Source organism: Dictyobacter kobayashii (assembly GCF_003967555.1).
Lineage (GTDB): Bacteria > Chloroflexota > Ktedonobacteria > Ktedonobacterales > Ktedonobacteraceae > Dictyobacter > Dictyobacter kobayashii.
In genome coordinates this window covers 2,017,997-2,029,899 of the sequence record NZ_BIFS01000001.1, presented here as the reverse complement: position 1 = coordinate 2,029,899, position 11,903 = coordinate 2,017,997, and the positions used below count along the sequence as shown (strand labels likewise).

Here is an 11,903-nt window from a genome sequence, read left to right as displayed (position 1 = left end):
TCATATGGAACGTAGTTATGCGAATTTTAATCTCGGGTGGCGGAACTGGGGGCATATCTATCCGGCCCTGGCTGTTGCGACCCACCTGCGCAATACATATAACGCGGACATTCTTTATCTAGGCAGTGATGATGGCCTGGAGACGCAGCTTGTGCCGGCCGCCGGTTTTCGGATGGCCACGATCAAAGCGGGCAAGCTCCAGCGCTATGTCTCTGTCAAAACTATCAAGGGCATTGCACGGGTACCGGTGGGTATGGTGCAGGCGTTAGGTATCGTACGTAACTTTCACCCGGACGCCACCTTTACCAGTGGCGGCTATGTAGCTGTCCCGGCTGGATTGGCTTCGCGGGTTAACGGGGTACCGCTCTTGTTGCATCAGCAGGATGTGCCGCCCAACCTATCGAATAAGCTGATTGGGCCACTGGCCAATCGGATTTCGATCGCCTTTGCCGACTCGCAAAAGTATTTTCCGGCTGACAAAACCCTGTTGCTGGGAAATCCGATCCGGCAAGAGATACTGGATATACGTCAGGTCAGTCCGCAACAGGCTCGTAGCCAGTTAGGATTGGCTCCTGAACTGCCATTGATTCTAGTCACCGGTGGTAGTCAGGGGGCACGTCACCTCAACCAGGTGGTGGCGCGAGCCTTGCCAGAGCTCTTAAAGACGCACCAGGTATTACAGATCAGCGGTCAGAAGCTATTTGCTGAGACGCAGAGCCTGGCTGAGAGCACGATAGATGGGTTGGATAGTGAATTACGGCAGCGCTATCGCCTGGTGCCTTATCTATCAGATGAGATGCCGCTGGCATTGCAGGCGGCCGAACTGGTCATCTGCCGCGCCGGAGCGGCCACATTGAGCGAGCTGGCCGTGTTGGAGAAGCCGAGCATCCTGGTGCCATTGCCACCAGCCATCGGTAGCTCTCCACAGGAAGTGAACGCTGAAACCTTCAGCCAGGCTCAGGCTGCTGAGGTTATCCGCAATGATGCATTGAAACCTGAACTATTGATAAGTCGTGTACAACATATTACAAACTCTGCTAGCTTGCTGGATATGGCCCAGGCCCTCAAGGGCTTTGCCAGGCCGAGCGCTACCAGTGATATCGCTGAGGCTGTTGTACAGATGGCACAAGGTACTACTACTGGTGCGAAGGCGCCAGAACACAAGGGGATAAACGCCTGATGAAGTCACGCTTGCATTTTATGGGTATTGGAGGCCAGGGTATCTCCGCGGTTGCGCAGATGGCGCAGGCAGCGGGAGATAGCGTTACCGGTTGCGATCAACGTGAGTCCGCCACCGTGCACGCTTTACGTAAGGCAGGGATTGCCATCCAGATTGGACATAGTGCCGAGCATCTCAACGATGTCGACACCCTTGTCATCAGTCCGGCTGTCCCTGCGCTGGACCCTCAGAATCCCGAATTGCTGGCAGCCCGTGAGCGTGGCTTGCCCATCGTCACCTGGCAGGAAATTCTGGGAGATCTAATGCTCGACAAATGCGTCCTTTCCATCAGTGGTGTCCATGGCAAGGGCACAACCACCGCGATGCTCTCGCTGATGCTGGTTGATGCTGGCCTGGACCCAACCTGTGAGATTGGCGCAGTGGTGCCACGCTTTGGTGCCAATTATCGGCTGGGGAAGAGCTCGTACTTTGTCAACGAGGCCGACGAGTTCAACCATAACTTCTGGCACTATCATCCTCGGCTGGTCATTGTGACATCCATTGAGTTTGAGCATCCAGAGTTCTTTGCCGACTATGAGGCCTTCCTGGCAGCCTTTGAGCACTTTATCAGAGGTATGGATATGCAGGGGATTGGCCGGTACCCCCGACAGTCATTATGAACGCGGATAGTCCAGGCTGCTGGGATCTGCGGGCGCGCCTGCAGGATTGGCCGGGCCAGATTATAACCTACTCGGTTGGGCAGCATGCCGCGCCAGAGCAAGGTCCCGCTACCTTTGAAGCCTATGATATCAAGTTAGATGGTGAGACCAGTTTCCGCGTACGCTCTCGTAAGGATGCGCTGATCAATGAGGAGCAGGTGCTGCGGCTGCAGTTGCCAGGAGCCTATAACATTGAGAACGCCCTGGCGGCCCTGACAGCGGCGCACCTGTTAGGTGTGAGCATCGAGAGCATTGCCAGCACCCTGGCGGGCTTCACTGGCACCAGGCGGCGCTTTGACATTCGCCTGCAGGGACCGCTGAAGATCGCGGATCGCGTACTGGATGTCACGTTGGTAGATGACTATGCTCATCATCCGACCGCTATCGCCGCTACGTTGGAGGCCACACGCCGCCGCTATCCGGGTCAGCGCATCGTTGCGGTCTATCAGCCACACATGTACAGCCGGACCAAAACCTTTTTTGACCAGTTCTTGCACGCGTTTGATGCCGCCGATGTGGTGATTATCGCTGACATCTTCCCGGCTCGCGAACGTGACACTGGCTTAATCCATGCACGTGAGCTTGTGGATGGAATCGCCCAGCAGCCGGTTTTCGCCCAGGGCCGAGCCCATGTTCTACATGGTGGAAGCGTGGCTGATACCACAGAACTGCTCAATCATACCCTGCGTTCCGGCGATATGGTAGTGATTATGGGCGCGGGCGATATATACGTCGTTACAGAAACCTTGTTAAAGAACAATGCATAGCAACAGGCCTAGAGGAAACAACATGATATTTGATGCTGAGATTGCTTATAACGAACTCTATGCTCACTTCGGTAACCTGGTACGCCGCAATGAGCCATTAGCGCGCCACTGCACCTTTGGCGTTGGTGGGCCCGCTGATGTATGGGTCTCAGTGGATAAACCTGAAGATCTTGTGGGCCTGGTCACATTATGTGCGGAGCGACGCTGGCCATTGCTTATCACTGGCAATGGTACCAATGTCTTATATGCTGATGCCGGGGTACGCGGTGTGGTAGCGCGGGTCGCCATCAACGCCTATACCCTGGAAGAGCGCGATGCAGAAACTGCCTTCTTAACCGTCGGAGCTGGTATCAGCTGGCCGCGTATCATCAATGAGCTCGCTCCCAAGGGATGGGGTGGTTTAGAGTTTGGTCCTGGCATACCAGGCACTTTAGGTGGCGGCGTCGTTAGCAATGCTGGTGTGCATGGTCACGACCTTGGACATGTGCTGGAGTGGGTCGACATTGTCGATGCACGCCAGTGCGAAGAGCGTGCGGTGGCTCCCACGGTTGTACGTTACTCACACGACGAATTAGAGCTCAGTTATCGGCACAGCCGCTTTCGCGCTCAAAGGCGCGTTCAATTTGATGGTGAAGGAAATCCAATTGCCGCCCCCACAAATTGATCGAACCGGGGGAGATAGTCATGCAGCTGGGTATCCGCCTGCATCGAGAAGATCCCCAGAAGTTGCGCGAAGCCATTGATGAGCATAAACAGTATCGCAAGCGCACCCAACCACCGCAACAGAGTGCGGGCTCTGTCTTCAAAAATCCGCAAGGTGATTTTTCGGGACGGCTGATTGAAGCCGTAGGATTGAAGGGAACGGTTCATGGGGGAGCACAAATTTCGGAGCGTCATGCCAATTTTATTGTCAATGTAGGTGGAGCACGTGCAGCAGACGTTGCCGCCTTGATCAAAGAGGCCCATCAGCGTGTTTATGACCGCTTTGGGATAGATTTAGAGCTGGAAGTCGAACTGCGCGGGAGTGGAAGGTACTATGACATGACAGAAAGGAAAAAGCTACCGCAACAACGGGCAACTTCAAGCTATAACAAGCTTGAGAAGGTCTATACACCCAGAGATGCCTTAAAGAGAGAGCCCGATTCAGGTATGCTGGTCTCTTCTCGCTCGTTGAAAAGGGTAGTTACAGTTCCAGATGCAGATCCTTCAGTGGCATGGCATACCTTTGACCAGCGTCAAACACAGCGGCGGCGTGTACGCTCACGAGTACAGAAGCCGGTCAAACTGGTGCCACGCACCCTGGTTCAGACGGGAGTAAGGGCAACTAGCGGACGCATTCATGCAGTGCGGCGTCCTCTGCCCTATAAGTCGTCAATTCCCAGGCGTAGCGGTCGTCGGCATGGTCGACGCAGCATGGTCTGGAAAATCGCCGCTGTATTTGTAATCATTGCCTGTATTATTGCCTTGATTAACTTTATTCTGACTAGCGATACCTTCCGGTTGCATCGCGTCAATATTGTCGGTACGCGCAACGCGAAGTTAATCCAGAGCATTCAGCATATGGATATTCAGGGGCAAAACATCTTTTTAATCGATACTGGAAATATTCAAGCTCGCATCCAGGCTTCACCACTGGTGGCCTCAGTTGAGATGAGTAAGCAATTCCCAGATCAACTGACCGTTACCATAGTGGAGCGTAAGGCGGCTGTCTTATGGCAAAGTCCGCAAGGCACCTTTAGTGTAGACAAGCAGGGCATGGTCATTGCCCCTGCCAGTCAGACACCTGACTCGGAGCAGTTGGGAACTGTTGTTGATACAACCAGGCGGAGTGCAAAGACAGAGCCGTCATTGCGTCCTGGAACGTATTTAAAGAACATAGATATTGAATTTGCAAGTAATGTTTGGCAGCAAGTTCCTAAGGTGGCGGGTATAGATACTTTCAAACTGTATTACGATGGTACAATGTATGCTAGTACCACCAGTCAATCTGGTGGAATGGTGGATAGTAGGGGATCATATATTATAGAAAGTCCGGATGGGTGGAAAGCATATCTGGGAAGTTCTCAAGATGCCAACTCGCTGGAAAATCGGCTTAAAGAACTAAGTGAGATTGTAAAACTCGCACGCCAACAGCAAATGAATATCGCCACCATAGATTTACGTTATGGCCTGCGACCAGTGTTTACTTTACAACAGTAAGAATGTGAATAATCACATGACAGGTCTCAATTACTGTATTCGTAGTGCGTCTCAAAAGTGTACCGCCCAATAGGAGCGTAGATCGTGCAAGAGCGGGTGATTGTCGGTATCGACGTCGGAACAACAAAAATCTGTGTCCTGGTCGGCGAACTAGATCGTGACGGGAAGCTGAATATTGTTGGCGTTGGCACCTGCCCTTCACAGGGGTTGCGCCGTGGGGTGGTGGTGAACATTGAAGAGACCGTCACTTCAATTGCAGCGGCGCTTGATCGTGCTGAACGCTTGTCAGGTAAAAAAATTACCTCTGCGTATGTTGGTATTGCCGGTAGCCATATTTCATCGGAGAACAGTAAGGGTTTTGTCGCTATTTCACCCAAGAATCGGGATATTGAACAAAACGACATTAGCCGTGCTTTCGAAGTGGCTCGGGCAATCGCCATTCCCGCGAATCGTGAATTGATTCATGTTATTCCGCGGGGCTATGTCGTCGATGGACAAGAGGGTATCAAAAATCCGATTGGTATGTCTGGTTTTCGCCTTGAAGTGGAGGCCCATATCATCACGGGTTCTGTATCCTCTATGCATAACTTGATTAAATGCGTGCATAAAGCGCACGTCGAGATTGAGGACCTCGTTCTGGAGCCCCTGGCTTCAGGAGACGCCGTCCTGGAAGAAGGAGAGACCGACCTGGGGGTAGTCCTGGTAGACATTGGTGGTGGTACCACGGATGTCGCGGTCTATACTGATGGAGCTATCTGGCACACGATTGTATTGCCAGTTGGTGGCAATCTGATTACCAGCGATATTGCCATCGGATTGCGTCTGCCAGTCGGAGTTGCTGAGGAACTCAAAATTACTTATGGGCATTGTGATCCGTCAACTATAGATGAAGACGATATGATCGATCTGTCACAATTTATGCCTGATTGTGATGATCTTGTGCCAAGGAAACTACTGGCCGAAATCATCCAGGCTCGTGTGGATGAAATATTCTGCATGGTGCATGAAGAGATCAAAAAGTCTGGTTACGATGGATTATTGCCTGGGGGTATTGTGATTACTGGAGGAACCGCCGAACTACCAGGTATTTTAGAGCTGGCTGGCCAGATCCTTGATCTTCCGGCTCGCATCGGCTCACCTCTAGGCCTGCATGGTCTGGCGGACTCTATCAACAGGCCCGCCTATTCAACGGCCGTTGGTTTGCTTCTGTGGGGCTTGAGTAATACCTCACTCCTCATGGAAGAAGAAGAACCAATTGATGTAGACGATGAAAGTAATCTTGTGTCTCGGTTTGGGCGCTGGTTGCGTGCATTTATTCCTTAAGCGAAGTGCTCATTTATAGGCGAATAATCAGATGAATGGAGGCGAGCAACTGCAACAAACTATGTGTCGTTCGTTGTACACATCAGAGGTATTCACTATAAATGAGAAACTCGAAAGGGGGCCACGAAGAAAATGTTACCAATGGGAAATCATCAACTTGAAGGCTTCGCCCAAATCCGTGTGATCGGTGTTGGGGGAGGTGGCAGTAATGCGGTGAACCGCATGATTCAGGCCAATATGACGGGTATCGAATTTATTGCCATTAATACTGATGCCCAGGCCTTACTGCTGACAGAGGCACCGCACCGCATCCGTATCGGTGATAAGCTAACCCGTGGCCTTGGAGCAGGAGGCAACCCTAGCGTCGGCATGAAGGCTGCTGAAGAGAATGCCGAGGACATCTATGAGGCCCTGAAGGGGTCTGATATGGTCTTTATTACGGCCGGTATGGGTGGTGGTACTGGAACGGGAGCCAGCCCGGTGGTGGCGCAGATCGCGCGTGAGGTGGGTGCGCTCACCGTTGGCGTTGTTACACGCCCTTTCACTTTTGAGGGTAAGAAGCGTTTACTCTCGGCCGAGGAAGGTATTAATAATTTAAAGCAGCATGTGGATACGCTGATTACAGTACCTAATGATCGCCTATTGCAGGTTGCGGATAAGCGTACCCCGCTCGCTGAAGCCTTTCGCCTGGCGGACGACGTCCTGCGCCAGGGTATTCAAGGTATCAGTGATCTGATTACCGTGCCTGGTTTGATCAATCTAGACTTTGCTGACGTCAAGACGATTATGTCGGCGGCCGGTTCAGCCTTGATGGCGATTGGTGAAGCCAATGGTGAGAGTCGCGCGGTCGACGCCGCCCAGATAGCGATCTCCAGTCCTTTGCTGGATATTGATATCAGCGGTGCGCGTGGCGTGCTCTTTAACATCACTGGCGGCCTGGACATGACCCTGTTTGAGGTTAATGAGGCCGCTGATATTATCAGCCAGGCGGCCCATCCTGAAGCCAATATCATCTTTGGCGCAGTGCAGGATCCCAACTATGATGGTAAGGTGAAGATTACCGTCATCGCCACTGGATTTGATCAGTTGCCAGCGGCACGTTCAGCGACTAATGTGCACTCATATACCGCGCCACGGCCGGAATATGACCGTAGCCGGCTGTATACGGTCTCTAATCCATCTCAATCGGGTGGGAATAACAGTGGACCGACACCGGCCCGCTCCGGGTCATCTCAGGGCTATACACCGCCGGTTACACCATCGCTGCAACAACAAGTGGCTAATCATCCAACTGGACCAATTCCATCGGTACAGAGAAACCAGCCGCCGAAGTCCGCTTCGTCGTCGAATCCTTCACTGCCACCTTATGGAGCTGCTGACCCTGGACGATCGCGTATGCCTGGTAGTGGCTACACACCGCCGCCACCATCGATCCCCCTTGTCGACGGTACCAATCTGGATGATGACGAAGATGAGATGATGCTGCCGACACCAGACATGGGTAACCTGCCAACTCCTGAATTGGAGGATCAGGCCTTACGCCCACGTCCTGATGGACAGCAGAGACGGCATGTAAGGCGCCTGGATCGCGGTGCGGCCTCAGAACTCTCACGCGGCAACCGTAACACGCCCTCCGGCGACGTCATCGATATCCCCGCCTTCCTAAGAAAGCGTTAATGCTTCATAAGCACAAAAAATTAGCGGCTCGCCTGGCGAGCCGCTAATTTTTTGTGCTTATGAAGGAAATGCTGATTAAGCGTTTCTAGTCTTACCCAGGTTGCCAGGAATATCCTTATTCAAACCTATATGGTTGACCACCACACGGACGCCGGGGATACCGACGACTTCACGCTCTAAGGCATACTTCATGCTTGTCTTTGGTACATCTCCATAGAGGTGTAAAATATAGTTTTCCACCAGAACAGAAATGTTGGTCGCGCCATCCAGCTTGCCCTGTGACCGCAAGTTCTCGATACGTGAATAGGCCTGATTGAGGATGGTATCTTCAGCCACAATGAAGTTGCGTACGCCTGCTACACCCGGGACGCGGCTAACCTCATCCTCCAGGCGCTCGCGCTGAACTTCCAGCTCGATCTTACCATAGAGTGCGAGCACCACACCTTCAGGTGTCTCATTCTCGATCTCAACTTTAATTGGGTGAATGCTGAAGGCCGTACTGCCCAATGTCACAACCCGCTCTGCGGCTGCGCGGGCCTGATCCAGTACTTCATGCGCTGGCAATGAGATAATTTCTCTGGGTTCAGCACCCTCTTCATAAGGTGCAGCCATGGGATCTTCTAGAACCCAGCCCATTATGCCCCAGATAATAAATGGGACCGCAGCGATTGTCAGCCAGGGGGCATCAGGGATAAACAAAATACCGGCCACGGCAACCAGAATGGCGACGCTTAGCAACACGGGCCATAGACTGGGACCTGGCATATGGATATGGTGTTCGGCCTCTTCTACTTCCTGATATGACTCAAGGGACGATTCTCGATCGTCCACTGCGAGATTTGAACTTTGAAGAGATGATTCCATACGCTCTCGCTCTCCTCCGCGAATGGTTTACAATTAGCGAGGACTCTTTATTTTTTTATAATAGTGGTCCTTTATATTTAAGCATACCAAATATATGAGGTTCGTGCAACCTGAAATTTGTGATATGAGAAGCGGGCGCCCGCTTCTCATATCACAAATTTCAGGTTGCTGAGCTGCGCAGCAATTCTTCTTCTAATTCTTGCCAGGAAAGGGTTTCTGCCTGGGTGTGGGAGAGGTACTGCATGTTTTGATTGGCTTTGATGAGGTGATTGGTGACGCGTTGCTTAAAGCTGGCAATGGCGAGATTTTGTTGCTGCCGGGGGCATTATGCCCAGTTCAAGTGTGCTAAGTGCATAGAAACCCTCGGCTTCAAAAGCCAGTACCAATAGATCTACATAGCATTGAATGAGATCCAGATGGGGCTGGGTAAAATAATGGCATTGCGTACTTGCGATATAGAGCGTGCCAGCTGTGTAGTCGGATAATAAAATTGGATAGGCGACCGAGCTTTCTTCTTGAGCGCAGGAATGGAGGGGGAAAAGTCGCTCTTTCTCTTGTTTACTTTGAATAACTACAGGATGACCAGTGATGGCCGCATACCCGGTTTGCGATTCAGCCCCAAAGAACTGGGTCATATATTCCAACTGGTTGCCCTGCGGGGTAGTGCCTCGACCATTGACCTGGCGTAGACTACGTACGGGTTGGCCGGTCCTCGGAGGTACACAGCGTGCCAGTAGGATGATCATCCCGGCCTGGTGTGGATCTAGCTGAATGAGTAATTGCTGCAGGATCATGTTGCAGACAGTGATTTCACGTTGCTGGGGTGTGCTGGAAGTATATGTATTTAAAATTTGTGTATAAAAGGAAGATGATATTTCGAGCGCCTGCTCCCCATCCTGCACCCGGCTCTGGAAGGCAGACGGATATTCTTTCGTAATGAGTGCAGTCAGTTGTTGGCGATAGTGAGGAAGGGCAGCAAGCAAGGGCAGCAAATTATCCAGGCGTGGATGCGATTTGCCGGTTGTCCAGCGTGTCAATGTAATTGGATTTACGTTAATGCTATCAGCGATGCGCTGGCGTTCATGTGGATCGGCAATAACCTTCCCCAAAAATGTACGCCATGTCTGATCTTCTTCCATCTTACTTATTCACCATTAGAGAGCCGTATAACGCTCAATAGGGTTAAACAAATCACACCAATGATTGTATATGCATCTCATGCGGCAAATAAGCCCCGCATTTCCTATAGAATACTCGATATGTTTGTCTCAGTCAATCTTATAGAGTTTACTTGCTAAAGTATTTTATGGGAATTTAATGCCTGTTCCATGGCACAAAAAAGGATGAAGCCTGAAATGGTGGCTTCATCCTTCCTGTCAAACTGAAAACGTTTCGTTAGTTCTCTTTTAGCAGTAGTTTTAAATTTGCTGCCATCTGGGCAGGCTGGAAACTATCGTCCATATAGACGCGCTCATTGCCTTTTTTATCGATGAGGTAGAGGGCTGTACTATGGTTGACTTGTTGCTGCTGCTGCTGTGCATATATGCTATAGATTGACCAGACTGGAGAAAGTTGTTTCTGAGTACCAGTCAGGAAGTGCCAGTAATTTTGCATATTATGTTCGGTAGAGAATTGCATTGCCGCTGCGGTATCATCGCGCCTGGGATCGGTGCTCACTGCCAGAATGGCGACATTTTTGGCATCGCTACCAAGTTGTTGTAAGGTTGTGTGCAGGTGTTCAGCTGTCAGTGGGCACACATCGGGACAATGGGTGTATAAAAAGGTCACTATGACCGGTTTACCACGAAACTGCGCGAGCGAGATGGTCTTGCCATACTGGTCCGTGAGCTGAAAATTAGGAGCGGGCGTACCATTCAGGTCCGTTCCTTGAAGTCCCGAAGCAGTATTAGCGGGACTGCCGCTGCTGCTGGATTGGGACCGCGTAGTTTGGTTATGTTGAAGGACAGTAATTAGAATGACGACTACAATCGCCAGCGTTACGACGGATAATCGTGAAGCAAGCCGCCAACTCATACGCATACTCATAATATTTTGACCCTAGATAACTAGAAAAGGATTCGATCTACTACCATTAGCGCGAAGATCGCGGCCAGATAACAGTTAGAGTACCAGAAAATAGTGCGTGCCCAGTTTTTGTTCTGGTCGGTGAGCAGGCGAATCGACATATAGATGAGAATTCCACCCAGGATGACCGCGCCGATCAGATAGAGATAGCTCATGGTGTGCATCAAGAAGAGCATCATGGTTACGGCAAACAAGAGCAGCGAATAAAAGAATATCTGGCGTCGTGTCTCTGCATCACCCAGCACAACTGGCATCATTGGCACGTTGGCTTTCTCATAATCCTTTTTAATCAGGAGTGAGAGGGCCCAGAAGTGTGGTGGTGTCCAGTAAAAGATGATGGCGAAGAGCCAGATGGCGGGCAGTGAGATGTTATTAGTCACTGCAGCCCAACCAACCAGGACCGGTACGGAACCAGCGGCACCACCGATGACGATGTTCTGCGCGCTATTGCGTTTGAGTCCCATGGTGTAGACAAATACGTAGAACAGAATGGCACCCATGGCCAGGGCCGCGCTAAGTAGATTAACAAACACACTTAACACGATAAACGATGCTACGCCCAGGCCAACACCAAATATCAGGGCAGGCACTGGTTGGACACGGCCAGATGGCAATGAGCGGCGCTGTGTACGACCCATAATCTGGTCGATATCACGATCGATATAACAGTTGATCGCGTTAGCACTGCCAGCGGCCATTGCGCCGCCCAGCAATGTTGCCAGCACCAATCCTAGATTGGGCAGACCACGACCAGCAATCGCCATGGCCGCTACTGTGGTACCCAGTAGCAAGACCGTCACGTGCGGTTTCATCAGATTAATGTAAGCTGAAAGAGTCTGACGAAAAGGATGGACCTGCTTTGGCTCTTCAAGCTCACTATGGCTTAATACCTTCATACAAAGGCTCCCTTAGTCTATAAAGTTTGACGGTTCCTATTGTCGGTGCCACTCCTGATACTACCCTTGCAGTCAGTTTCTCTTACCTTACAATTGCCTGAACGTTTAGCGTCAGGCCAAAAAAAGAGAATTTCATTGTGAGTAAAAATTTACTTGTCGCCTTTTCGTTGTCCTGCTATAGTATGTAGGAGGATTTTCTGGAAAGGTCATCAAA

General features: G+C 51.2%; 10 protein-coding genes and 1 pseudogene. 7 read left to right on the top strand and 4 right to left on the bottom strand.

The features are described 5' to 3' along the window. Positions 1-4: 4 nt before the first annotated feature. From murG to ftsZ, 7 genes and pseudogenes are all read left to right on the top strand, one after another. Positions 5-1,180 carry an undecaprenyldiphospho-muramoylpentapeptide beta-N-acetylglucosaminyltransferase gene (gene murG / locus EL645_RS08935; RefSeq protein WP_126549697.1) on the top strand — a complete coding sequence of 392 codons (1,176 nt, stop codon included), beginning with the start codon at positions 5-7 and terminating at the stop codon, positions 1,178-1,180. Beyond that, entirely contained in the window at positions 1,180-1,839 is a 660-nt protein-coding gene (locus EL645_RS08930; protein WP_126549696.1) for a Mur ligase domain-containing protein, read from the top strand. The genes murG and EL645_RS08930 overlap by 1 nt, the downstream gene beginning before the upstream one ends. Further along, the gene (locus tag EL645_RS08925) at positions 1,836-2,645 is read left to right on the top strand and encodes a glutamate ligase domain-containing protein (protein WP_126549695.1); all 810 of its coding nucleotides are present in this window, start codon (positions 1,836-1,838) and stop codon (positions 2,643-2,645) included. Before EL645_RS08930 ends, EL645_RS08925 begins: the two co-directional genes overlap by 4 nt. A gap of 22 nt (positions 2,646-2,667) precedes the next feature. Next, complete coding sequence (locus tag EL645_RS08920; RefSeq protein ID WP_161977240.1) at positions 2,668-3,309, top strand: FAD-binding protein; 642 nt, start codon at positions 2,668-2,670, stop codon at positions 3,307-3,309. Between the two features lie 20 nt (positions 3,310-3,329). Beyond that, positions 3,330-4,844, top strand: coding sequence for an FtsQ-type POTRA domain-containing protein (locus EL645_RS08915; RefSeq protein WP_126549693.1), 1,515 nt, complete (start codon positions 3,330-3,332; stop codon positions 4,842-4,844). Positions 4,845-4,928: 84 nt separating this feature from the next. After that, positions 4,929-6,167 carry a cell division protein FtsA gene (gene ftsA / locus EL645_RS08910; RefSeq protein ID WP_126549692.1) on the top strand — a complete coding sequence of 413 codons (1,239 nt, stop codon included), beginning with the start codon at positions 4,929-4,931 and terminating at the stop codon, positions 6,165-6,167. A gap of 141 nt (positions 6,168-6,308) precedes the next feature. Then, positions 6,309-7,268: pseudogene (gene ftsZ, locus EL645_RS45320) on the top strand (cell division protein FtsZ); the annotation flags it as partial. A gap of 651 nt (positions 7,269-7,919) precedes the next feature. Here ftsZ and EL645_RS08900 read toward each other — a convergent pair. From EL645_RS08900 to EL645_RS08885, 4 genes are all read right to left on the bottom strand, one after another. Then, entirely contained in the window at positions 7,920-8,708 is a 789-nt protein-coding gene (locus EL645_RS08900) for a BON domain-containing protein (protein WP_126549690.1), read from the bottom strand. 284 nt (positions 8,709-8,992) lie between these two features. After that, complete coding sequence (locus EL645_RS08895) at positions 8,993-9,847, bottom strand: GAF domain-containing protein (protein ID WP_126549689.1); 855 nt, start codon at positions 9,845-9,847, stop codon at positions 8,993-8,995. Between the two features lie 256 nt (positions 9,848-10,103). Continuing rightward, positions 10,104-10,754, bottom strand: coding sequence for an SCO family protein (locus EL645_RS08890; protein WP_126549688.1), 651 nt, complete (start codon positions 10,752-10,754; stop codon positions 10,104-10,106). A gap of 20 nt (positions 10,755-10,774) precedes the next feature. After that, positions 10,775-11,689, bottom strand: a complete 915-nt coding sequence (locus EL645_RS08885) for a heme o synthase (protein ID WP_126549687.1) — start codon at positions 11,687-11,689, stop codon at positions 10,775-10,777. Positions 11,690-11,903: the final 214 nt, after the last annotated feature.